The organism is Stenotrophomonas sp. TWI809, from assembly GCF_039673205.1.
Lineage (GTDB): Bacteria > Pseudomonadota > Gammaproteobacteria > Xanthomonadales > Xanthomonadaceae > Stenotrophomonas.
Genome location: NZ_JBDJLE010000021.1, coordinates 19,728 through 43,544, shown reverse-complemented (window position 1 = coordinate 43,544; position 23,817 = coordinate 19,728). Strand labels below are relative to the sequence as shown.

Sequence of the window (23,817 nt, the reverse complement as noted above, 5' to 3'; positions counted from 1 at the left end):
TCGCGATGACGATGCCCACGTGGTTGAACTGGGTGGACAGCCTGGCGTGGCCTTGGATGTTGTGGGCGCTGCCCTTGCCGATCCTGATGCACTGGTGGCCATCGCGGCCCGGCGCGGGGGCCGCGTTGCGGGTGCCGTATGCGGCCGATCAGCTGCAGTCGCTCGGGGCTGCCTCGGGCGGTGCCGGGCCACGACTGGGACGCGCGCTGCTATGGCTGGCGTGGGCCTGCCTGTGCGTGGCCGCCGCGCGACCGCAGCAGCTGGGCGAAGCGGTGACGCCGCCACAGCAGGGCCGGCAGATGATGCTGGCGGTGGACGTCTCCGGCAGCATGAGCGAAGCGGACATGATGCTTGGCAATCAGGTGGTCGAGCGGCTGACCGCGGCCAAGGCCGTGCTTGCCGATTTCCTCGATCGCCGTGTGGGCGATCGTGTCGGCCTGCTGATCTTCGGTGAGCGTGCCTATACGCTGACCCCGTTGACGGCCGACCTCACCAGCGTGCGTGACCAGCTGCGCGACAGCGTGGTCGGCCTGGCCGGGCGCGAGACCGCGATCGGCGATGCGATCGCGCTGGCGGTCAAACGCCTGCGCGAACAGCCGGAAGGGCAGCGCGTGCTGATCCTGCTCACCGACGGGGTCAGCAATGCCGGCGTGCTCGAACCGCTGCGCGCGGCCGAGCTGGCCCAGGCCGAAGGTGTGCGCGTATATACGGTCGCCTTCGGCGGCGACGGGGGCATCAGCCTGTTTGGCGTGCAGATCGCCCCCGGCGAAGACCCGGTCGACGAAGCAACCCTGAACAAGATTGCCGAGCTCACCGGCGGCCGCTCGTTCCGTGCGCGCAATACCGATGAGCTGGCCGGCATCTATGCCGAGCTGGAACGGCTGGAGCCGGTCAAATCGGCGGGCCCGGCGGTGCGGCCGCGGATCGAACGCTACGCCCCGCCGCTGGCACTGGCGTTGCTGCTGGCCGGCTTGGCGGGGTTGTTGCCGAGGCGCTGGACATGAGCGCGAGCTGGAACGCCCTGCATTTTGTCCGCCCCGATGCCTTGTGGGCGCTGCTCGTGCTGCCGCTGCTGGTCGCGATCTGGTGGCTGCGTCGCCGTCGCGCCAATGTCTGGCGTCAGACGGTGGATGCGCATCTGCTGCGCCATCTGCTGGTCGGCCGCGACCGTCGCGCCTGGGGCGGGTTGATCCTGCTGCTGCTTGGTACGGCGACCGCCATCGTGGCGCTGGCCGGTCCTTCATGGCGACAGGTCGCACAGCCGCTGTGGCAGACGCCGTCGCCGCTGGTGGTCGCGCTGGATCTCTCTTCGCGGGTGACCGCGACCGATCTGCCACCGTCGCGCCTGCTGCAGGCGCGCGCCAAGCTGGCCACGCTGCTGCGCGAGCGCCAGGGCGGCGAAGTCGCGCTGCTCGTCTACGCCGACGATGCCTACACCGTGGCGCCGCTGACCGACGACATGGCCAATGTCGCGCTGTATCTGGATGCGCTGGCGCCGGATGTGATGCCGCGCGATGGCCAGCGTGCCGACCGTGCGCTGGAGACGGCGGTGAAGCTGCTGCAGCAATCCGGCGCACGCGGTGGCGACATTCTCCTGCTGACCGATCGCGCCGATGCGGATGCCGAACAGGCTGCTGCCTCGGCACGCGCGCAGGGCTTCGTGGTCTCCGTGCTCGGGCTGGGTACGCCGCAGGGCGCGGCCTACCGCAACGGCGAGGGTCAGATCGTGCCGGCGCGGCTGGAGGAGGGCACGCTGCGGGGTGTCGCCAGCCGTGGCGGCGGCCGCTATGCGCGTATCGCCTCCGATGACAAGGATCTCGCGGCGCTGGACGCATTGACCCCGCGGGTCAGTGCCGATGACAGCCGCGAAGGGCAGGGCCGCACGTGGCGCGATGAAGGGTTCTGGCTGTTGCCACCGCTGATGCTGCTGGCCCTGTTCGCCTTCCGGCGGCGCGGCGCGCTGGCCGTGCTGGTGATGATGGCGGCGCTGCCGATGGCGCTGCCGACGACGGCACATGCCGCCGAGGGAACGTGGTGGCAACGCGCCGACCAGGTCGATCAGCAACGCCTGTCCACCGGTGTGGATGCGTACCGCAAGGGTGACTTCAAGGCGGCGCAGCAGCAGTTCGAGGGCATCGATACGGATGCCGGCTGGTACAACCTGGGCAACGCGCTGGCGCGACAGGGCCAGTACGACGCCGCCATCGAGGCCTACGACCGTGCGCTGAAGCAGCATCCGGGCATGGCCGATGCGGTCGCCAACCGCGCCGCCGTCGATGCCGCCCGCAAGCGCAAGCCGCCACAGAACAACGATCAGAACAACGATCAGAAGGACGGGAAAAAGCCGCCCTCCGACCCGCCCGATCCCGGCAAGAACCCGGGTCAGGGTAACGACGGTCAGTCCTCGCCGCCGCAGGACAAGGGCGAACAGGGGCAATCACCGCCGCCGGCATCCGGTGATCCAAAGGATGGCCAATCCGAGGGCGGGAAGTCGCCGCAGGCCGCCGACAGCCAGGCGCAGGCCCAGGCTGACGCGGCCCAGCGCGAGCGCATGCAGCAGGCGATGCAGCGCCAGGGGCAGAACGACGGCAACGACAAGGCGCAGGGCCAGGTCAGCGGCACCCCGCAGCAGCGTGAGCAGCAGCAGGCGGTCGAGGCGTGGATGCGGCGGGTACCGGATGACCCCGGCAGCCTGCTGCGGGCCAAGTTCCAGCTGGAAAACGAACGCAGGAAACGGGAAGGGCGATGACACATTCCACGATACAGCGCTGGTTGCGCGCCGGGCTTGCCCTGCTGCTGTGCGCGAGCATGGCCGCGCACGCGCAGACCCGCGCCTGGCTCGACCGCGAGCAGATCACCGACAGCGATACCGTCACCCTCAACATCGAATCCGATGCGGGCGGCGGCGCGCCGGACTATGGCCCGCTGCGGACCGACTTCGATCTCAGCAGCCAGACCAGCAGCCGCCAGGTGCAGTGGAGCAACGGCGCGATGACCTCGCGCGCGCTGTATGCCGTCGCGCTCAGCCCGAAGCGCACCGGCACCCTGCAGATTCCTGCGCTGCAGGTGGGCAGCAGCCGCACCCAGCCGCTGACCCTGCAGGTCGGCGCCGGCAGCGCGTCCGCCCCCGCGGCCGCCAGGGGTGATGCCGCGGCCTTCCTCGAAACCGAGGTCGACGATCCCACGCCCTATGTGCAGCAGAGTGTCGGCGTGGTGGTGCGCCTGTTCTACGCCGCGCAACTGCTCAGTGGCGAACTGGTGCTCGATACACCGCCCGGCGCCTCGCTGCAGCGGGTGGGCGATGACCGCACCCTGGTGCGCGAGGTCAATGGGCGCCGCTACAACGTGGTGGAACGGCGCTTCCTGCTGATTCCCGAGCGCAGCGGGCCGCTGGTGCTGCCGGCCGCGCAGTTCAACGGGCGCAGCGCGGGCGGCTTCTTCAATGACATGTTCGGCGGCGATGGCCGCCTGCGTGCCGCATCGGCCGAGCGCACGCTGCAGGTCCAGGCGCAACCCGCCTCTGCACCGCAGCCGTGGCTGCCACTGCACGGGCTGCGCCTGCGCTACACCGCAGCGCCCACCACCGGCCGTGCCGGTGAGGCGGCCACGATCGTGGTGGAGGCCGTGGCCGACGGCGCGACCAGGGCGCAGTTCCCTGAGCTGCCCGTGCCCGATGTCGGCCCCGGCGCGCAGGTGTTCGCCGAGCCGCCGCAGTTCGATGAAACCTTCAACGGCAACACCCCGCAGCTCAAGCTGACCCGGCGTTTTGCGATCGTGCCGCGCCAGGCCGGGCCGCTGACCGTGCCGGGGCTGCGCATGGCGTGGTGGGATGTGGCCGCCGGGCAGCCGCGCAGTGCCAGCCTGCCGGACCTGCCACTGGACATCGCTGCCGGGGTGGCCGGCAGTACCGCGCCGGCGCTGCCGGTGGACACTACCTCGGCGCTGCCGGGCGAACCGGCGGCGGCCTCCACCGATCTGCAGCTGGCGCCGGCGCAGGGCGCGCCGCGGCCGTGGGGCTGGATCGCGCTGTCGGCGGGCCTGGCCCTGCTGTGGCTGCTGACCCTGGTCTGGGGCTGGCGCCGACGCGGTCGTCCTGTCGCCGTGCCCGGTGCCGAAGCGGGTGTGCCGGTCGCTCCGTCCGGGAGCCCGTACACGCGTGCCGACCTGCGCCGCGCGATGGAGGCGGGTGGACTGGACGAGATCATCGCCGTGCTGGCTGGCATGGGCGGCGTGCAGACCTTGGAGCAGGTGCTGGAGCGCCTCGACAACCCCCAGCAGCGCGACACGTTGCTCCAGATGCAGGCGGTCCGCTGGGGCGGGCAGGGCGGTGATGTGGGCCAGGCACGGCAGGCGCTGCGGCGCGCCTTCCATGACGGACCGCACTGGCGGGCCCGTGCGGCCGCGCAGAACAATGGCCTCGCGCCGTTGTACCCATCCGCGCATTCATAAAAAGGCGTGTCGGTCAGGGCGGCCGGCTTTGCTAAGCTGATTTCATTTTTTCGAGGAACGCCGCTCCATGACTGAGGCTGCAACGACCCGGCAGAAACTGCCTTTGCATTGGAAAATGGGCATTGGCTTCATCATCGGCCTGGTCCTCGGGCTGACCGTCCATGCCCTCGGTGGCAGCATCGACGGCCTGCATACCGGTGCCAAGTGGGTGATGGATTACATCACCACCCCGGCCTCGGGCCTGTTCCTCAATCTGATCTTCATGCTGATCGTGCCGCTGATCTTCTCGGCGCTGATCATGGGCGTGTCGGAGATGGGCGACATCCGCGCCCTTGGCCGCATCGGCTGGAAGACGCTGGCCTACACCATCGTGCTGTCCGGCATCGCCGTGGGCATCGGCCTGGTGCTGGTCAACGTGCTCAAGCCCGGCGTGGGCGTGGACCCGGTCGTGGCCGCGCAGATGCTGGCCGAGAACGCCGAACGCAGCAAGGAAATCGTCGCCGGTATCCATGGCACGCCGAAGGGCATGGACATGCTGCTGTCGATCGTGCCGGGCAATGTGGTCGAGGCCGCGTCCAGCAACAGCGCGATCCTGTCGCTGATGTTCTTCGCGCTGATGTTCGGCATCGGCATGGTGCTTTCGCCTGAAGAGAAGGTGGCCCCGCTGCGTCGTGCCATCGAAGGCATCTTCGAAGTCTCGATGACCCTGATCAACCTGGTCATCCGCCTGGCCCCGTACGCGGTGGCCTGCTTCATGTTCAACCTGGCCGCCCTGTTCGGCTTCGAGCTGATCATCCGCCTGGGTGCCTACGTGGGCGTGGTGGTGCTGGCGCTCGGCCTGCATATGGTGGTGACCTACGGCGTGGCCGTGTGGCTGTCCGGGCGCTCGCCGCTGGCGTTCTTCCGCGACACCCAGGAGGCCACCGTGATGGCCTTCTCCACCGCCTCCAGCAACGCCACCCTGCCGACCGCGCTGCGCGTGGCCGACCAGATGGGCCTGCCGCAGAAGGTCTCGCGCTTCGTGCTGACCGTGGGCGCCACCGCCAACCAGAACGGCACCGCGCTGTTCGAGGGCGTGACGGTGATCTTCCTGGCGCAGTTCTTCGGTGTGGACCTGAGCATCGGCCAGCAGTTCATGGTCATGGCGGTCTGCATCCTGGGCGGCATCGGCACCGCCGGCGTGCCCTCCGGCTCGCTGCCGGTGGTGGCCATGATCTGCGCCATGGTCGGCGTGAACCCGCTGGGCATCGGCCTGATCCTGGGCGTGAACCACTTCCTGGACATGTGCCGTACCGCGCTGAACGTCACCGGCGATCTGGCCCTGACCACCCTGGTGGCCAAGGGCGAAGTGGACGATGGTCCGGTCGTGGCCGCGGTGGCCCCGGCCCCGGCCCCCGCCCCGCGCGACTGAGCCTGCGCAGGCTGTGGGTTCCCGACGCCCCGCCTTGTGCGGGGCGTTGTCGTTAAGGGCCTGGCCTGTCTCCGGCCTGACCCCGCCGATCACCTGTGGGACAATGGGCTGCCCGCAGCTCCGCGGGAGCCTCCCGACTCCGACAGAACCATGACGCAGCCTACCCGCCGCCAGTTGGCCAATGCCATCCGCTTCCTTGCCGCTGATGCGGTCGAAACCGCCAAGTCCGGTCATCCCGGCATGCCGATGGGCATGGCCGATATCGCCGAAGTGCTCTGGAACGACTATCTCCGTCACAACCCCAAGAATCCCAAGTGGTTCAACCGCGACCGCTTCGTGCTGTCCAACGGCCACGGCTCGATGCTGCAGTACGCACTGCTGCACCTGAGCGGCTACGACCTGCCGATCGAGCAGCTCAAGCAGTTCCGCCAGCTGGGCAGCAAGACCGCCGGCCACCCGGAACACCATGAAACCCCCGGCGTGGAGACGACCACCGGTCCGCTGGGTCAGGGTCTGGCCAACGCCGTGGGCTTCGCCCTGGCCGAGAAGCTGCTGGCTCAGCGCTACAACCGCCCGGAACACGAGATCGTCGACCACCGCACCTGGGTGTTCCTGGGCGATGGCTGCCTGATGGAAGGCATCTCGCATGAAGCCGCCTCGCTGGCCGGCACCTGGGGCCTGTCCAAGCTGGTCTGCTTCTGGGATGACAACCACATCTCCATCGATGGCAACACCGATGGCTGGTTCACCGACAACACCCCCGAGCGTTTCGAAGCCTATGGCTGGAACGTGGTGCGCGGCGTCGATGGCCACGATCCGGACAGCATCAAGGCCGCCATCGACAGCGCGCTGTCGCAGTTCGACAAGCCGACCCTGATCTGCTGCCGCACCACCATCGGCTTCGGCTCGCCGAACAAGGCCGGCAAGGAATCCAGCCACGGCGCCCCGCTGGGCAAGGATGAGCTGGACGCGACCCGCAAGCAGCTGGGCTGGCCGTACGGCCCGTTCGAGATTCCGGAAGAAATCTACGCCGGCTGGCGTGCCGGCGGTACCGGCACCCTGCGCCAGGCCGAGTGGGAACAGCAGTTCGACAAGTACGCCGCGCAGTTCCCGGCCGAAGCCGAGGAGCTGATCCGTCGTTCGCACGGCGAGCTGCCGGCCGACTTCATCGCCAAGGCCGATGCCTACATCGCCCAGGTCCAGGCCGATGGCCAGACCATCGCCTCGCGCAAGGCCTCGCAGCTGGCGATCGAAGCGTTCGCGCCGCTGCTGCCGGAACTGGTGGGCGGTTCGGCCGATCTGGCGCACTCCAACCTGACCCTGTGGAAGGCCAGCAAGTCGGTCGCCACCGATGACCCGAACGCCAACTACGTGTACTACGGCGTGCGCGAGTTCGGCATGACCGCGATCGCCAACGGCCTGGCCCTGCATGGCGGGTTCATTCCGTTCGACGCCACCTTCCTGGTGTTCAGCGATTACGCCCGCAACGGCGTGCGCATGAGCGCGCTGATCCCGGCCCACGCGATCCACGTGTACACGCACGATTCGATCGGCCTCGGCGAAGACGGCCCTACCCACCAGCCGGTGGAGCATCTGGCCTCGCTGCGCTACATCCCGAACAACGATGTGTGGCGCCCGTGCGATGCGGTTGAATCGGCGGTCAGCTGGAAGTCGGCGATCACCCGCACCGACGGCCCGAGCTGCCTGGTGTTCAGCCGCCAGAACCTGCCGCACCAGCCGCGCAGCACCGAGCAGGTCGCACAGATCGCGCGCGGTGGGTATGTGCTGGCCGATGCGGAAGGCGGCGTGCCGGACGTGATCCTGATCGGCACCGGTTCGGAAGTGGGCCTGGCCGTGACCGCCAAGGCGGAGCTGGATGCCGCCGGCATCAAGACCCGCGTGGTGTCGATGCCGTCGACCGACGTCTTCGAGCGTCAGGACGCGGCGTACCGTGAGTCCGTGCTGCCCAACGCCGTGCGCAACCGCGTGGCCGTGGAAGCCGGTGTCACCGGTTTCTGGCGCCAGTACGTGGGCCTGGACGGTGCGGTGGTGGGTATCGACACCTTCGGTGCGTCGGCCCCGGCGGAGGCGCTGTACAAGCACTTCGGCATCACCGCCGAGCACGTCGTGGCTGCGGCCAAGGCGCAGCTGGCGAACTGATGACGGCTGGATAGCGTCGAGCCATGCTCGGCGCCATCAAGCGGAAGGCCGGCGAAAGCCGGCCTTTTCGTTTGTTGAAGGGCAAACACCACGGCATCCTTGATCAAGGGTAGATCCACGCCATGCGTGGATGCTGTTGGCGTACCCTCGACCATTGCTGACCCGTGATCAACACGCATCCACGCATGGCGTGGATCTACATCACCCGGCTGCAGTGCGCGCCAATCCCAACCGCACCAGCCGCGCCTCGATGCGTTCGCCGAATGTCTTCGGCGCCTCCAGCCCCATCCGCTGCAGATACGCCTGATCGCCATCGCCGGCCGGTTGCGTTACCGCTGACAGCACCGTGCGCAGCTTGGCCATCGGCGTCTGCGTGTTCTGCTTCAGCCAGCCCAGCGCCTTGACCAGGTGCTGCTCGACCTCGGTGAAATCGCTGCCCAGCGGATAATCCGGCAGCAGCCCGGATTGGCGGAACGGCGCCAGCGACGCACTGACCGCCGCAGCGGTGTTGCGCTGTCCATCGGCGGACGGAGTGAAACCGGTCGCCAGTTTCTTCGAGGCCTTCGCCTTGTCCAGCAATGCGGCCTGGAACTGTGCATCGGTGATCGCAGCCATCGCGATCACGCAGTCCTCGTCGGTCATGTTGCGCAGGTCGGCGATGCCGTACTCGTTGATGTAGAGATCGCGCAGGTGCCGCGGGATCGTGGTGTGGCCGTAGTTCCAGCGCACGTTGGAGTGCAGGACGCCCCTGTCCTCGCGGGTGGCGCGGAAGATCAGCGCGCTGCGGGCGCCGGGCAGGGCATGCGCCATCGCCACGAAGTTGTACTGGCCGCCCACGCCGGAGACCACACGGCCGTCTTCCAGCGCATCGGAAACCGCAGCCCCCAACGCGGTGGCCATCATGCAGGAGTTGAAGAAGCGCGCATCGCGGCGCTGCATCCGCTCCAGCGTTTCATCGCCGCCGTAGAGCTGGTTGATCTCACTGATGCGGCGCATGCCGATCGCGCTGCGCTCCTCATCGGGCAGGTCGCGCAGCCACTGGTAGAACTCCGGCGAGCCCAGATAGAACGCGCCGTGCAGGTACTCGCCCTCGGCCTCGAGCGTGGCGTAGTCGGTGGTCCACGCGGTGCCGTTCTCGATCCGCTGCAACAAGGCCAGATCGTCATGCACCTTGCGCCGGATCACCCCGGTCTGGACCAGACGGCGGAAGCCTTCGTTGAGCATTTCGCTGCAGCCGTACAGACCGATCTCGAACGGCTCCAGGCCACCGCACTCCAGCACGGTCGGGTGGCTGGCCAGGCCGGGATCCAGCGCCTGCAGGATCTGCCGGTAGCGGGCGTTGTCGGTATGCCGCAGCACCAGTGCATGGCTGAGCGCATCGGCCAGCGTGCCGATGCCGATCTGCAGCGTGCCGCCATCGCGCACCAGCGTGCTGGCGTACAGGCCGATGGCGTAATCGGCATCGCTGACCGGTTGGCGGGGCAGGCCGAACAGCGCCGGGTACGGCCCCGGCGGCGTGATCACCAGATCGAAGAACGACACATCCACCGTGGCCGAGCCGGCCAGATAGGGCAGCTGCGGATCGATCTCGGCGATCATCAGCGGGCGTGGCAGCCCGCGCGCGACCATCGCATCCAGCGTGTCCTGGGTGATGTCGTTGTTGCATGACAGCGACAGGCGCCGATCATTCGCGCGCATCGCCACTTTCTGCACGATCGCATGCGGCGCGCGCTGGGCCACCGCATCGGCGGCGTGCGTGTAGTTGAGGCTGGTGTAGCTGCGCTGGGCCTGCGAGGAATTCAACAATGCGCCGGACTGCATGTAGAACTCTTCCACCTGCACATGCGCTGGCAGCTGGTCGCGCACCATTGCATCGGCGTAGGCCAGCCGCGGAAAGTCCTCACCGAAATGACGCTCGGCGAAAGGTTTCATGAAGCGTGCTTCCAGCCCGGCACCGCCGCGTGGTGGGTTCAGTGACAGTGCGGTGTAAAGCTGCAGCGGCCGCGAGGCGTCGTTTTCCACACGGGCATACAGCGCGTTGAGCAGCCGGTGCGGCTTGCCCAAGGCGAGCGGGGCGCCAATGCGCAGGGGGCCATCGACCCGCTGCAGCAGCCAGTCGACGGCGGCGTCCAGGTCGGTCAGGTGTTCGGTCATGCGGCGCTATCCTGCGAAATCATGCGGGTCATTACAGCATTTCCGGTTTGAACAGACGGCGACGCGAGAGTTCATCGCCGGAAAGCATGAACTGGCCATCGCCGCGGTAATGCACCGTGCGCGGCAGTTTCGGGGCGCGTGCGACGTGTGCTTTGACCACCTCCCAGATGAAGAGACCGTGCTTCTTGATCTGGCTGCGGTCGGCCAGCCGGCATTCGAAACTGGCGTGGCACTGGGCGATCAAGGGGGCGGCAACCTCGCTGGCGGCCACTGCGTCCAGGCCGAAATGCGCGAACTTGTCGATCTCCACGCCGCTGCTGTTGCCGATGCCGATCACCGTATCGAGCATCTCTGCGGTGGGTACATTGATGACGCATTCGCCACTGCGGCGGATCAGCTCGAAACTGTGGCTGCCGGTGGAAATCATGGTCGCCAGGCGCGAGGGCGTGAACTCCAGCACCATGTGCCAGCCCAGCGTCATGATGTTGCGCTGGCCTTTCCAGGCCGAGCTGATCAGCACGACCGGGCCGGGTTCCAGGAAGCGGCGCACATCGTCCACTGGGTAATCGAATTTTCGGTAGCGTCTCATCGAGGGCTCCGCGGGGCATGCGCCGATGCTGGCAGTGGCTGCATGAACCGGCTGTCGAAGGGTTGACACCCGTGCTGATTACGGGCGTAATCGAATCGTCGATTACGGATGTAAATGATGAGCCAGATCAGTGAAGCCGAAGCCGTGGTGATGGAGGTGCTGTGGCGCCACCATCCGCTGGGCGCTGATGATGTGGTGGCCGCGCTGGCCAGCCGTGACTGGGCCGAGCCCACCATCAAGACCCTGCTCAACCGGCTGCTGACCAAGGGGGCGGTCAGTGCCAGCCGCGAGGGGCGTCGCTATCTGTACTCGCCCGTGCTGCAACGGCAGGCCTGGGTGGCCGAGCAGAGCGAGGGCTTCCTGGAGCGCGTGTTCGACGGCCGCGTCGCGCCGCTGGTGGCGCATTTCAGCCAGCGCGGGGAGCTCAGCGCGCAGGACATCGCCGAACTGAAGCAACTCATCCAGGCGCTGGACCATGACTGACCTGCTCGATGGGCTGCTGCAGGCCAGCGTATGGCTGTCGGTGGCGACGCTGGTATTGGCCGCCGCCAGGCCTCTGCTGCTGCGGCTGGGGGGCGCAGCGCTGGCCTACCGCAGCTGGTGGTTGCTGCCGCTGATGCTGGTTGTCCCGTCCCTGCCGGTGCCGCCGCTGACGATCACCGAGACCGCCCCGGTGATGGTCATGGCCTCGGCGCTGCGCGCGCCTGCCGTGCCTCACGATGCCTCCCAGTGGCCACTGCTGCTGTTGACGGTGTGGCTGCTGGGCGCGGTGGCGATGGCCGGCATCAGCTGGCGCGCGCAGCGCCGCTTCGAGCAGGCCCTGGGCGCGCTGCAGCCGCGCGCGGATGGCAGCTGGCAGGCCAGTGGCGACCCGGGCCTGCCGGCGCTGGTCGGCCTGTGGCGCCCGCGGATCGTGGTCGGCCCCGACTTCGAGCAGCGTTTCAGCCCGGCCGAGCAGGACCTGATCCTGCGTCATGAACACAGCCATCGCCGTCATGGTGATCCCTGGGCAAACGCCGCGTTGGCCCTGCTGCGCTGCGTGTTCTGGTTTCACCCGTTGCTGCCGTGGGCGGCGCGCCGCTTCCTGCGTGACCAGGAGCTGGCCTGCGACGCGCGCACGGTCGACCCGCATCCGGCGCTGCGCCGGCTCTACGCCAACGCGCTGCTCAAGGCGCAGTTGGTCCACCCGGTTGCACCGATGGCCTGCCACTGGCGCAGCCAACCGATGTTGAAGGAGCGTATTGCCATGTTGAAGGAGCATAAGCGGAAGGCATTGCCGTGGTTGACCGGCCAGGTGCTGGTGGTCGGGATGTGCGTGGGGCTGGGCACCGTGGCGTGGGCCAGTCAGGGCGCAGCGGGTGAGCGCACTGCCGCGGCGACGCAGGACGTGGACGTGCAGGCGAAGGCGCGGGAGATGGGGCCGCCGAGGTACCCCAAGGCGGCGTTCGAGCAGAGCATCACCGGCAAGGTAGAGCTGCGCGTGGAGGTCGATGCGACGGGCAGGGCCGGTGCGATCCGCGTGCTCAGTTCGACGCCAGCGGGCGTGTTCGATGCGGTGTCGATCGAGGCTGCGCAGAAGTGGACCTTCGAGCCTGCCCTCAAGGATGGCAAGGCGGTCGCCTCGGCGGTGAAGATTCCGCTGACCTTCGCAATGGACGAACCGGGCACCACGCAGTGAAGCAGGCGCTGGTCATCATCGGGCTGGCGGTGGCCGTGGCAGGCTGTGCCGGCCACGATCAGATCACCACGGTGGACACGCGCGCCGAGAACGTGGACCACCAGCGTCTGCAGGCGAACACGGGCGCGACCGGGAGCGCGCAGGTGGGGACGTATCAGCTCGGCCCCACCGAGGGCTACCGCATGCCGCAGCTCTACGCCGCGCCCGATCCGGTGGTCGGGGAGCGTGACCCTCGGCGCGAGCTGGCACCGACCATGGTGTGCCTGCAGGTGGTGATCGATGCGCAGGGCAGGGTGGAGCGCAGCGTGCCCTTGAGTGATCGCAGCGAATGCGCGGCCGGCAATGCGCCGGAGAACGCGCCACTCATGCAGGCGGCGCAGGAAGCGGTGGCGATGTGGCGCTACACCCCCGCAGCGGTCTGTCATTTTCCCCCGCAGCGCGTGCCGACGGATCGGGGAGACTGCGAAGGCGCCGAGCGCATCGAACCGGTGCCGGTAAGCCTGCTGTACGGCTTCACGTTCGAGATCGTGAAAGGGCAACACGTGGTGCGGCGGCAAGGACGCTGAACAGGTTAGGCGCACTGTGCCAACCGGGCAACAGGGGGTGCCGGCCAGCGGCCGGCGCTACCTTTCCGGACCGCCCTGGAGGTTGGCCTTGACCGAGGGCTGCATCAGTTTCGGCTCGGGCAGCGTGGCATCACGGGCTTGGCGGGTGGCGACAAAGTCCGCCTCGCTGATGCCATCGCGCAGGTGGATGTTGTGCGCGCGCTGCTCGCCGATCGTGGTCTGGTTGGCGACCTTGCGGCCACCGGGTCCGTAGTCGTGACAGATGAACACACGGGTCGCATCGGGCAACGAAAGCAGCCGCTGGATCGAACGGTACAGCTGCGCCGCGTCACCGCCCGGGAAGTCGCAGCGTGCGGTGCCGCCGTCGGGCATGAACAGCGAGTCGCCGGTGAACAGCGCATCGCCGATCCGATAGGCGACGCTGTCGCTGGTGTGGCCCGGCACTGCGATCACTTCGGCGTCGATATCACCGAGCGTGAAGCGCTCGCCATCGGCGAACAGATGATCGAACTGCGACCCGTCGGTCGGCACATCCAGCGCGTAACGCGGTGCGAAGGTGCGCTGCACCTGCACGATGCCCTGGCCCATCGCCAGCGTCGCGTCCGGCCACTGGGATTTCAGCCAGCGCCCGGCACTGACATGGTCGGCGTGGGCATGGGTGTCCAGCAGCCAACGCACCTGCAGGCCGTGCCCGCGCACATGCGCAAGCAACGGCTGCAGCGGCCCGGCGCCGAGGGCATCGGTGTCCGGGTCGTAATCCAGCACGGGATCGATCACCGCCGCCTGCAACGTCGCCGGGTCATGCACCACGTAGCTGAAGGTATGGCTGTCCGGGTGGAAGAAACTGGCGACGTGCAATGACATGGTACTGACCTCAGCGCTTGCCCAGGGTGTCGTTGAGCAGCACCGCCAGGCGTTCGCCGGCCAGGCGCAGCTCGCGCTCGGCGACCGGGCGGTAGGTCGCCGCATAGCTGGGGCCCAGCGTACGCTTGTCCGGGTAAACGCCAGGTGCAATGGCGATCCGGCAGCTGGCTTCGGCCCACTGCGCGGCGTCGACAGTGATGTTGGAGCGCTTGCCGAATGCGGGCTTGGGCAGCGCGAGCATGCGCTTGAGGTACTGGTCGTCATCCAGCGTCTGCTCATTCAGCATGCCGCTGTCCCAGAGCGAGTGCAGGTTGGTACCGCGGTTGTTGAACTGCACCTGGAAATCGTTGCCACCCTTGTCGTGGCCGTAGCCGGCATGCATCGGCTGGTGGATGTCGCCGGCGAAGTGCACCACGAACTTCAGCGCCTGCGCGCGCTCTGCATCGGACTTGCTGCGGTCGCCGAGAATCGCGGTCTGTACCTTCAGCGCCTCGACCACGCAGTTGCCGTTCTTGCAGTGCTTCTGCACTTCATAGTGGCAATCGTCTTCGCCGATGTTGACGTAGTGCCAGCCGGCCGAGCGCTTGCCCAGGTCCGGATCCTTGGCGCGCAGCTGATCGGCCCAGGGGGCGATGGCGTGCAGTGTCGGGTCCGGCTCGGCGGCGAGCAGACGGTCAACCTCGGCCTGGGTCTGCGGGGTCAGCCGGGTCTCGGCGATCCGCGCCACCAGGCGGTGGCCCTGTGCGCCCCAGGCCAGGGCATCGGTGGAAACGAAGGTGAGGGCCAGCGCGAGGGCGGTGGCCGGGAGCAGGGAAGGCATTTTCATCCGCGGCATTCTAGCGGGCTGGCCGCGCGCGGGCTTGCCGGGATCTGGCCGGCTGCAGAATCCGGCGGCGTGGGCTAGTCTCGCCGGGTGCCCGCATCGGGCGGAATCCGGAGGTTCCCATGGCCCACATCGTTGGCCTGATCGGCGGCATGAGCTGGGAAAGCTCGGCCCACTACTACCGGCTGATCAACGCGCAGGTGCGCGACACCTTGGGCGGCCTGCACTCGGGCCGGATCCTGCTGTGGTCGTTCGATTTCGCTGAGATCGAGGCGCTGCAGCATGCCGGCGACTGGGACACCGCCACCGAGCGGATGATCGATGCGGCCCAGCGCCTGCAGGGCGCGGGTGCGACGGCCATCGTGATCTGCACCAACACGATGCACCGCCTGGCCGACGCGGTGCAGGCGGCGATCGCGATTCCGCTGCTGCATATTGCCGATCCCACGGCAGCGGCGATCAAGGCCGCCGGGCTGCAGCGGGTGGGCTTGCTGGGCACCGCGTTCACCATGGAGCAGGATTTCTACACGGGGCGGCTCACCCAGGCGCATGGCCTGCAGGTGCTGATTCCCGAGGCCGATGACCGCGCGGCGGTGCATCGGATCATCTATGGCGAGCTGGTGCAGGGGCAGGTGCTGCCGGCCTCGCGGGAGACCTACCGGGCGGTGATGCAGCGACTGGTGGACCGCGGTGCACAGGGCATCATCCTGGGCTGCACGGAGATCATGCTGCTGGTCGGCGCGCAGGATGCAACGGTGCCGGTGTTCGATACGACGACGCTGCATGCGCAGGCAGCGGCGCGGCATCTGTTGGCCGAATGAGCCAAAAAAAAACCCCGGCCGAAGCCGGGGAAACTGTCTTGCTGCGAGGGTGTTGCCTTGTTGGGTTCTGATCCGCCGATCAGAACTTGAACACGTACGACACGCCGTAGGCGAGCGGGTCGATATTGACGGTGCCGATCTTTTCGCCATCGAGCTTGACCTTGCTGTCGATGTCCATCCAGCGCACATCGACGCGCAGCGAGCCCTTGTCGTTGATCGCGAAGTCCAGGCCCGCATGGGCGGCCAGGCCCCAGGAGTCTTCCATCTTCAGCGTGCTGCCGGCCAGCGCGCCGCCGGTCTTCTCGCTGAAGAAGGTGGTGTAGTTGATGCCGGCGCCCAGGAACGGGGACACCTTGCCCTTGCTGTTGAAGTGATACTGCAGCGACACCACCGGCGGCAGGTGCTTGGTGCTGCCCACGTTGCCCAGGCCGGCGATGGTGATGTCGTGCTTGAACGGCAGCGCGGCGAGGAGCTCGATGCCCAGGTTGTCGGCGATGAAGTACTCGCCGGTGATGGTCGGCTTGATGTCGTTGTCGACATCGACCTTCAGCGTGCCGCCGGCCAGCGAGCCGTTGTTGGACTTCGGGGCAACCTGGTGCACGCCGGCACCGATCGTCCAGTCACCCTTGGACTGGGCCATGGCGGGGGCGGCGGCCAGCGCCAGGGCGGCGGCCAGGCTGGAGAGCAGGAGGGGGGAGGTCTTGCGCATGAGACGGTCTCGTGGCGGGTTGGAATGGCGCCAGTTTTCCCGTCCATGCGCCTGCGCGCCTTGATCCGGATCAATCCGGGTATTTACCGTTGTAACCGGTTCCCATTCGTCATTCCCGGGCCGGGCCGGTTCCGGCCCTGCTAGAATGAACGCCCCTTTCCATCGGCGCCGCACCCTCGCGGCTGCAGGAGCTTGTGAACATGGCAATCAAGGTTGGCATCAACGGTTTCGGTCGCATCGGGCGCAACGTGCTGCGCTCGGCCGTGCTGAACTTCGGCAATGACATCGAAATCGTCGCCATCAACGATCTGCTGGAGCCGGACTACCTGGCGTACATGCTGAAGTACGACTCCGTGCATGGCCGCTTCAAGGCCGACGTGGAAGTCTCCGGCAACCACCTGCTGGTCAACGGCAAGAAGATCCGCCTGACCCAGGAACGCGATCCGGCCAACCTGAAGTGGGACGAGGTCGGCGTGGACGTCGTCATCGAATCCACCGGCCTGTTCCTGACCAAGGAAACCGCGCAGAAGCACATCGATGCGGGCGCCAAGAAGGTGATCCTGTCGGCACCGTCGAAGGACGACACCCCGATGTTCGTGTTCGGCGTGAACGACAAGACCTACGCCGGCCAGGCGATCGTCTCCAACGCGTCGTGCACCACCAACTGCCTGGCCCCGCTGGCCAAGGTCATCAACGACAAGTGGGGCATCAAGCGTGGCCTGATGACCACCGTACACGCCGCGACCGCCACCCAGAAGACCGTCGATGGCCCGTCCAACAAGGACTGGCGCGGTGGCCGTGGCATCCTGGAAAACATCATTCCGTCCTCCACCGGCGCGGCCAAGGCCGTCGGCGTGGTGATCCCGGAATTGAACAAGAAGTTGACCGGCATGAGCTTCCGCGTGCCGACCTCGGACGTGTCGGTGGTCGATCTGACCGTCGAGCTGGAAAAGGAAGCCACCTATGCCGAGATCTGCGCTGAAGTGAAGGCACAGAGCGAAGGCGCGCTGAAGGGCATCCTGGGCTACACCGAAGACAAGGTCGTGGCGACCGACTTCCGCGGTGAAACCCACACCTCGGTGTTCGACGCCGATGCCGGCATCGCGCTCGACAGCACCTTCGTCAAGCTGGTGTCGTGGTACGACAACGAATGGGGCTACTCCAACAAGTGCCTGGAAATGGTCAAGGTCGTCGCGGCGTAAGCCAGCGCTGCCCCTGCGTCATTCCACAGACCCCGGCCCCGTGCCGGGGTCTGTCGTTTCAGGGCGCCCGCCAGGCCTTGATCCCGCGTGTGCCGCCGATCCTTTAGCATGGCCCGCGTGCCCTGGCACTGCGCCTGCCGGGTGCAGCCGGGGCGACCTCTTGAGGATGGCCTGGAATGGAAGCTCTGATTGTCCTGCTGGTGTTGGTACTGCTGGCGATCCCGCTGCTGCTGATCGTGGCGCTGGTGATGATCGCCGGCCTGCGCCGCCGCGTGGCCGCGCTGGAGCAACGCGCGACAGGTTCGGCCTGGGACGCCACGCCGGTGCCAGCCGAACCCGAACGGCCGCTGCGCTGGACGGATATCCAATCCGTCGACACCGTGGCCGCGCCGCTGGACGTCGGCATGCAGCCCGGGGTTAAACCGCCGGTCGAGACCGCGGATACCACGGCTGCACCCGCAGCGGCGGCCGCCATGCCGCCCCCGCTGCCGTCCTCGGCGTCGATTCCCCCCAGGCCCGCGCCGCCGGTGGTGCCGGTTGAACCGCAGCGCCCGGGTATCGGCGAGCGCATCGTCGGCACCCTCAAACAGTGGTTCACCGAAGGCAACGTGCCCGTCAAGATCGGCATGCTGGTGCTGCTGGCCGGTGTGGCCGCGCTGCTCAAGTACGCCAGCGACCAGGGCTGGTTGAACGCCCCGATCGAGCTGCGCCTGGCCGCCATCGCGCTGGCGGCGCTGGCCGGGCTGGTGTTCGGCTGGGTGCAGCGCGATACCCGGCGCCTGTTCGCGCTGGCGCTGCAGGGCGGGGCGATCGGCGTCCTGCTGCTGACCATCTTCGCCGCGTTCAAGCGCTACGACCTGATTCCCGCCGTGCCGGCGTTCGCGCTAAGCGTGCTGCTGATCGCCGGCATGGGCGTGCTGGCGGTGGTGCAGAACTCGCGCACGTTGGCCGTGCTCGGCATCCTGGCCGGCTTCATGGCGCCGATATGGCTGTCCACCGGCAGCGGCAACCATGTCGCGCTGTTCTCGTATTACGCGGTGCTCAATGCGGCGATCCTGGCGATTGCCTGGTGGCGACCGTGGCGCGCGCTGAACCTGCTCGGCTTTGCCTTCACCTTCGGCATCGGTACGGCCTGGGGCGTGCTCCAGTACAGCGCGGACAAGTTCGCCAGCACCGAGCCGTTCCTGCTGCTGTTCTTCGCCTTCTACCTGCTGATTCCGATCCTCTATGCGCGTCGGCAGAGCGCGGGCAAGCGCGACCTGATCGATGGCAGCCTGGTGTTCGGCACGCCGCTGATCGCGTTCTCACTGCAGGCCGGCCTGCTGCAGGACGACCGCCTGCTGCTGGCGTTGTGCTCGCTGGCACTGGCCGCGTTGTATGCGGGGCTGGCGTGGGTGCTGATCAAGCGCGAGCGCTATGCCGCGCTGGGCCAGTCGCATGCGGTGCTCGCAGTGGGCTTTGCCACGTTGGCGGTGCCGCTGGCGCTGTCCGCACGGGCCACCGCCAGCGTGTTCGCGCTGGAAGGGGCCGCCTTGGCCTGGCTGGGCCTGCGCCAGCAGCGCTGGCTGCCGCAGATCGCCGGTGCGCTGCTGACCCTGGGCGCCGCGTTCGGCTTCGTGGTCGGCGCGGACTACTGGCATCTCGATGCCACGGCCATCGCCAACCCGACCTTCATGAGCGGCCTGCTGCTGGCGCTGGCCGGTTTTGCCGCGGCCTTCAGCTATCGCCGTGCGCAGCGCGACGCACCGGCCATCGTCTACTACCTGTGGGGCCTGCTGTGGTGGCTGGGCAGTGGCACCCACGAGATCCTGCGCTTCGTCGCGCACCGCAGCGAACCCGATGCGCTGCTGATCGCCGCGGCCGTCACCGGTTGGCTGGCCGCCGAGATGCATCGACGCTGGCCGGCACGCGCCCTGGTGCTCACCACGCTGGCGATGGTGCTGGCCGCGTTCCCGTTGGCGCTGTGGCAGGCGGACGTGCACGACCAACCGTTCGCCGGGTATGGCGCGCTGGCCTGGGCGGTGTTCGCGCTGCTGGGTGTGCGCAGCCTGTGGTGTCTGCGCGCGGGCGACGACCGCACGTCGCTGGCGGCGCAGTCCCTGTGGTGGTTGCTGTGGCCGTGCGTGGTGTCGCTGGCCTGCCTGTGGCTGGCCGACCGTTTCGCGCTGGCACAGGGGTGGGGCCTGGCCCTGATGCTGCTGCCGTGGCTGCTCGTCACCGCGGTGGCGCTGTTGCGCTGGCGCTGGCTGACGGTGCCGCTCGGCGAACGTTTCGATCCGATGCGTACGCCGCTGCAGGGCACGTTGTTCGCGGTGCTTGGCGTGAGCTGGGCGGGCCTGTTGCTGGTCCCGGCCGGCGCTGCACCGCTGCCGTGGCTGCCACTGCTCAACCCCGTGGAACTGGCGCAGCTCGCTGTTCTGGTGCTCGCCGCGCGCTGGCTTTGGTCCACGCAGGCGCCGGAGGGCCTGCGTGCGATGCGCATACCGGTGCTGGCGATTGCCGGCTTTGTCGCCCTGACCAGCATCACCCTGCACGCCGTGCATCACTGGGGCGGGGTGCCGTGGAACGAACGCTTGTGGTCCTCGACCTTGGCCCAGACCAGCCTGACCGTGGTGTGGAGCGTGCTCGGCGTGATCAGCTGGGTGTGGGGCTCGCGCCGCGGGCAACGCGTGCTGTGGCTGGTCGGTGCGGTGTTGATGGGCGTGGTGCTGGCCAAGCTGGTGCTGATCGACCGCCAGCACCTGGGCAACCTGCTGGGCATTTCTTCTTTCATTGCTTACGGCCTGCTGTGCACGGTCGTGGGCTATCTGGCACCGGCGCCGCCGCGCGCGCCGGACCCCGCCGTGGAGCCGCAGTCTTGACGACCTTTCGCCCGCTGATCCTCCTCACCGCGCTGGCGCTTCCGGCGCTGGCCCAGGCCCAGGCCGCCGATGACCGCCAGGCCTATCGCCAGCAGTGGCCGCTGCAGCTCGCGCAGCCACAGGCCGGTGCCTACCGGCTGACGCTCGACGATGGCGTCTACCGCACCGCAGTGTCGCCACGCCTGGCCGATGTGCAGGTGTTCAATGCACAAGGTCAGGCACTGCCCTCGGCCCTGCTGGCGGCCGACCAGCCACTGGCGCAGGCCCCGCAATGGCAGACGCTGTCATGGTTCCCATTGCCGCCGATGGCCGGCACCTCTGGCGACGATCTGCAGCTGCTGACCGAGCGCAATACCGACGGCAGCGTGCGCCGGGTGGAAGCGCGGCTGGGGCGCGGTGGCGCGGCCGGGCAACCGGCCGGCTGGCTGATCGACGCCAGCGCGCTGAACACCGGCGTGCAGGCGCTGCGCCTGGACTGGCAGACACAGTCGCCACTGCAGGCGCGCGTGCGCGTGGAGATGAGCAACGATCTGCGCGATTGGCTGCGCATCGCCGACGACGTGCCGCTGGTGGATCTGCAGCACGAAGGTCGCCGGCTGCAGCAGCGCCGCATCGAGATCGCGCGCCAGGCCAAGTACTTCCGCATTCTGCCGATCGGCGCCGATGCCTTGCCGGCGCTGTCCACGGTGCAGGCCGAGCTGGCGCCGACCGCGCAGGCGATCGCGTGGCGCTGGCAGTCGCTGACCGGTACCGCTGGCAAGCCCGGTGAATTCGAGTATCAGCTGGACGGGCGCTTCCCGATCGCGCAGGCCGATATCGCCACCGCCGACAACAGCGTGGTGCAGTGGACGCTGTTGAGCCGCGACGATGCCGATCAGCCGTGGCAGGTGCGCGCCGGCCCGTGGGTGGCCTACCAGCTGCAGGACGCCGCCGACCGTCGCCAATCGCAGACCCAGCCGCTGACGCGCAGCACGCGCGACCGTTACTGGAAACTGATCGCGGGCCAGCCGCAGTCGATGCCGGCGCCAACGCTCAAGCTCGGTTACCAGCCCGAAACGCTGGTGTTCCTCAGCCAGGGCGAGCCGCCGTATGCGGTGGCCGCCGGCAGCGTGCGCGCCGAGCGCCAGGACGCGCCGGTCGCCACCGTGATCGCCCAACTGCGCGAACAGCATGGCGCGCAGTGGCAGCCGGCACAGGCCACCGTGCAGGGTGCACCGGAAGTGCTCGCCGGCGATGCCGCAGTGGCCCCGCAGCGCGACTGGAAACAGTGGCTGCTGTGGGCGCTGCTGGTGATCGGCGTGCTGATCGTCGGCGGGTTCGCGGTCAGCCTGCTGCGTCAGCCAAACCGGAACGGGTAGGTACCGACCGTTGGTCGGTACGGCATGTCCGCGTGCGACGACCAACGGTCGCCGCCTACCTCCGTCCCGGTCATGGATTTGCGATGCACCCGCGCAGCCGGGACAATGATCGTCTGCGCCGCACGGCGCCCTTCCTTCTCCAGAGCCAAAGAGTTGCTTATGTCCATCGTTCGCATGACCGACCTCGATCTCTCCGGCAAGCGCGTGCTGATCCGCCAGGATCTGAACGTGCCGATCGACAACGGCCAGATCACCTCCGAGCAGCGCATCACCGCCTCGCTGCCGACGCTGAAGCTGGCGCTGGAGAAGGGCGCCGCCGTGATGGTGACCTCGCACCTGGGACGTCCGAAGGAAGGCGTGTGGAGTGAAGCCGACTCGCTGGCCCCGGTGGCGCTGCGCCTGTCGCAGCTGCTGGGGGTCGAGGTGCCGCTGGTGCGTGATTGGGTCGATGGCGTGGACGTCGCGCCCGGTTCCATCGTGCTGCTGGAAAACTGCCGCATGAATGTCGGCGAAGGCAAGGACGATGAAGCGCTGGCGAAGAAGTACGCCGCGCTGTGCGATGTGTTCGTCATGGATGCCTTCGGCACCGCGCACCGCGCGCAGGCCTCCACCCACGGCGTGATCCGCTTCGCTCCGGTCGCCGCTGGCGGTCCGCTGCTGATGGCCGAACTGGACGCGCTGGCCAAGGCGCTGCTCGCGCCCGCCCAGCCGCTGCTGGCGATCGTGGCCGGCAGCAAGGTCAGCACCAAGCTCGAACTGCTCTCCAGCCTGGTCGGCAAGGTCGACCAGCTGATCGTCGGCGGTGGCATCGCCAACACCTTCATCGCGGCGGCCGGTTACTCGGTCGGCAAGTCGCTGTATGAGCCGGACCTGCTGGACACCGCGAAGAAGATCGTGGCCGATGCCAAGGCGCGTGGCGCGGACATCCCGCTGCCCGCCGACGTGGTCGTGGCCAAGCAGTTCCTGCCGGACGCCGAAGCCACGGTGAAGGCTGTCGCCGACGTGGCCGAGGATGACCTGATCCTGGATATCGGCCCGGAGACGGCCCAGCACTACGCTGGCCTGATCGCCAAGGCCGGCACCGTGGTCTGGAACGGCCCGGTCGGCGTGTTCGAATTCGAAGCCTTCAGCCATGGCACCGAAGCGCTGGCCCGTGCCATCGCGGCCTCGCCGGCGTTCTCGATCGCCGGGGGCGGCGACACCCTGGCCGCGGTCGACAAGTACGACATCGCGGGCCAGGTGAGCTACATCTCCACCGGTGGCGGCGCGTTCCTGGAGTTCCTGGAAGGCAAGACCCTGCCGGCCGTCGCCGCGCTGGAGGCCCGCGGCTCGTGAGCCGCGATGTGCTGTTCTTCGATCTCGACGGCACGCTGATCGATTCGGCCGTCGGGATCACCGGGTGCGTGGCGCATGCGCTCACGCAGATGGGCCAACCGGTCCCGCCGCAGGCCCAGCTGCGGCGCTGGATCGGGCCGTCGCTGCGCACCAGTTTCGCGCCGTTGTTCAACGATCCAGCCGACGTCGAACAGGCGGTGACGTATTACCGCGAGCGCTTCGACGTGATCGGCTGGCGCGAGCATGAGGTCTACCCGCGGATCGGCCAGGTCGTGCAGACCTTGAAGGATCGCGGCCATCGGCTGGCGATCGTCACCGCCAAGAACGAGCCGCACGCGCGTCGCATCGTCGAGCACCTGCCGTTCGGCGACTGCTTCGAGGACGTGATCGGGGCCACCCCGGATGGCAGCCGCAGCGAGAAGCCGCAGCTGGTGGCCGAGGCCCTGCGCCGGCTGTCGCTGACCCCGGCGCAGTGCTGGATGATCGGCGACCGGCGCATGGATATCGAAGGCGCGCGTCATCACGGGCTGCGCAATATCGGCGTGTTGTGGGGCTTCGGCGGTGCCGAAGAGCTCACGGCGGCCGGGGCGGCGCACCTCGCGCAGGCACCGGACGACCTGCTCACCCTGATCGATTGAGGGGCGCGGCGGCGATCCGTACGCCGCCGCATGTCCTGCGCAAAGCCCCGCCGCGATTGGCGCTGGCCGCCGGGCGGTCAAACGACTGTCCGCGCGGTCGTCTCGGGCTGTCTGCAGGACAACAGCGAAACCCAAGCGTGCCAGCGGTGTAATCGTATTCATGGGACGTGATGGGTGTGCTAATTTCACTCCTTTAACG

General features: G+C 68.1%; 19 protein-coding genes. 14 read left to right on the top strand and 5 right to left on the bottom strand.

Annotated elements, in window-relative coordinates; genetic code table 11:
* Positions 1–5 precede the first annotated feature (5 nt).
* The 5 genes from ABE472_RS14965 to tkt all read left to right on the top strand — a co-directional run bounded on the left by ABE472_RS14965 (position 6) and on the right by tkt (position 8,020).
* A complete protein-coding gene (locus ABE472_RS14965; RefSeq protein ID WP_346466545.1) occupies positions 6–1,004 on the top strand; it encodes a VWA domain-containing protein in 999 nt (332 codons plus the stop codon).
* The gene (locus ABE472_RS14960; protein ID WP_346466543.1) at positions 1,001–2,749 is read left to right on the top strand and encodes a VWA domain-containing protein; all 1,749 of its coding nucleotides are present in this window, start codon (positions 1,001–1,003) and stop codon (positions 2,747–2,749) included. Before ABE472_RS14965 ends, ABE472_RS14960 begins: the two co-directional genes overlap by 4 nt.
* Entirely contained in the window at positions 2,746–4,449 is a 1,704-nt protein-coding gene (locus ABE472_RS14955; RefSeq protein ID WP_346466542.1) for a BatD family protein, read from the top strand. Before ABE472_RS14960 ends, ABE472_RS14955 begins: the two co-directional genes overlap by 4 nt.
* A 67-nt stretch (positions 4,450–4,516) precedes the next feature.
* Entirely contained in the window at positions 4,517–5,860 is a 1,344-nt protein-coding gene (locus ABE472_RS14950; RefSeq protein ID WP_152152534.1) for a dicarboxylate/amino acid:cation symporter, read from the top strand.
* Between the two features lie 150 nt (positions 5,861–6,010).
* Positions 6,011–8,020, top strand: coding sequence for a transketolase (tkt, locus tag ABE472_RS14945; RefSeq protein ID WP_313209998.1), 2,010 nt, complete (start codon positions 6,011–6,013; stop codon positions 8,018–8,020).
* 201 nt (positions 8,021–8,221) lie between these two features.
* Here tkt and ABE472_RS14940 read toward each other — a convergent pair whose 3' ends face one another.
* Positions 8,222–10,174 carry an acetyl-CoA hydrolase/transferase C-terminal domain-containing protein gene (locus tag ABE472_RS14940; RefSeq protein WP_346466541.1) on the bottom strand — a complete coding sequence of 651 codons (1,953 nt, stop codon included), beginning with the start codon at positions 10,172–10,174 and terminating at the stop codon, positions 8,222–8,224.
* Positions 10,175–10,205: 31 nt separating this feature from the next.
* Positions 10,206–10,763: a flavin reductase family protein gene (locus tag ABE472_RS14935; RefSeq protein ID WP_346466540.1), complete on the bottom strand. Its 558-nt coding sequence runs from the start codon at positions 10,761–10,763 to the stop codon at positions 10,206–10,208.
* A gap of 117 nt (positions 10,764–10,880) precedes the next feature.
* Here ABE472_RS14935 and ABE472_RS14930 point away from each other — a divergent pair, with 117 nt between their 5' ends.
* The 3 genes from ABE472_RS14930 to ABE472_RS14920 are packed head-to-tail and all read left to right on the top strand — an operon-like array spanning position 10,881 to position 13,007.
* Positions 10,881–11,246, top strand: coding sequence for a BlaI/MecI/CopY family transcriptional regulator (locus tag ABE472_RS14930; RefSeq protein WP_313210006.1), 366 nt, complete (start codon positions 10,881–10,883; stop codon positions 11,244–11,246).
* The gene (locus ABE472_RS14925; RefSeq protein WP_346466539.1) at positions 11,239–12,441 is read left to right on the top strand and encodes a TonB family protein; all 1,203 of its coding nucleotides are present in this window, start codon (positions 11,239–11,241) and stop codon (positions 12,439–12,441) included. Before ABE472_RS14930 ends, ABE472_RS14925 begins: the two co-directional genes overlap by 8 nt.
* Positions 12,438–13,007 carry a hypothetical protein gene (locus tag ABE472_RS14920; protein WP_346466538.1) on the top strand — a complete coding sequence of 190 codons (570 nt, stop codon included), beginning with the start codon at positions 12,438–12,440 and terminating at the stop codon, positions 13,005–13,007. The genes ABE472_RS14925 and ABE472_RS14920 overlap by 4 nt, the downstream gene beginning before the upstream one ends.
* 57 nt (positions 13,008–13,064) lie before the next feature.
* On the opposite strand, the gene ABE472_RS14915 is transcribed toward ABE472_RS14920, so the two are convergent.
* Both ABE472_RS14915 and ABE472_RS14910 read right to left on the bottom strand, forming a co-directional pair.
* Positions 13,065–13,871, bottom strand: a complete 807-nt coding sequence (locus tag ABE472_RS14915) for an MBL fold metallo-hydrolase (RefSeq protein WP_346466537.1) — start codon at positions 13,869–13,871, stop codon at positions 13,065–13,067.
* Positions 13,872–13,881: 10 nt separating this feature from the next.
* On the bottom strand, positions 13,882–14,697 hold the full coding sequence (locus tag ABE472_RS14910; RefSeq protein ID WP_346463991.1) for a S1/P1 nuclease: 816 nt from the start codon (positions 14,695–14,697) through the stop codon (positions 13,882–13,884).
* A gap of 119 nt (positions 14,698–14,816) precedes the next feature.
* Between ABE472_RS14910 and ABE472_RS14905 the strand changes: the two genes are divergently transcribed.
* Entirely contained in the window at positions 14,817–15,515 is a 699-nt protein-coding gene (locus ABE472_RS14905) for an aspartate/glutamate racemase family protein (RefSeq protein WP_346463993.1), read from the top strand.
* Positions 15,516–15,594: 79 nt separating this feature from the next.
* Here ABE472_RS14905 and ABE472_RS14900 read toward each other — a convergent pair whose 3' ends face one another.
* Positions 15,595–16,224, bottom strand: coding sequence for an OmpW family outer membrane protein (locus tag ABE472_RS14900; protein WP_346463994.1), 630 nt, complete (start codon positions 16,222–16,224; stop codon positions 15,595–15,597).
* 200 nt (positions 16,225–16,424) lie between these two features.
* Between ABE472_RS14900 and gap the strand changes: the two genes are divergently transcribed.
* The 5 genes from gap to ABE472_RS14875 all read left to right on the top strand — a co-directional run bounded on the left by gap (position 16,425) and on the right by ABE472_RS14875 (position 23,618).
* Complete coding sequence (gap, locus tag ABE472_RS14895) at positions 16,425–17,426, top strand: type I glyceraldehyde-3-phosphate dehydrogenase (RefSeq protein ID WP_346466536.1); 1,002 nt, start codon at positions 16,425–16,427, stop codon at positions 17,424–17,426.
* Positions 17,427–17,602: 176 nt separating this feature from the next.
* The gene (locus ABE472_RS14890; protein ID WP_346466535.1) at positions 17,603–20,287 is read left to right on the top strand and encodes a DUF2339 domain-containing protein; all 2,685 of its coding nucleotides are present in this window, start codon (positions 17,603–17,605) and stop codon (positions 20,285–20,287) included.
* Positions 20,284–21,645: a DUF3999 domain-containing protein gene (locus ABE472_RS14885; protein ID WP_346466534.1), complete on the top strand. Its 1,362-nt coding sequence runs from the start codon at positions 20,284–20,286 to the stop codon at positions 21,643–21,645. The genes ABE472_RS14890 and ABE472_RS14885 overlap by 4 nt, the downstream gene beginning before the upstream one ends.
* 159 nt (positions 21,646–21,804) lie before the next feature.
* Positions 21,805–22,980, top strand: coding sequence for a phosphoglycerate kinase (locus tag ABE472_RS14880; RefSeq protein ID WP_346466533.1), 1,176 nt, complete (start codon positions 21,805–21,807; stop codon positions 22,978–22,980).
* The gene (locus ABE472_RS14875; RefSeq protein ID WP_346463998.1) at positions 22,977–23,618 is read left to right on the top strand and encodes an HAD-IA family hydrolase; all 642 of its coding nucleotides are present in this window, start codon (positions 22,977–22,979) and stop codon (positions 23,616–23,618) included. Before ABE472_RS14880 ends, ABE472_RS14875 begins: the two co-directional genes overlap by 4 nt.
* Positions 23,619–23,817: the final 199 nt, after the last annotated feature.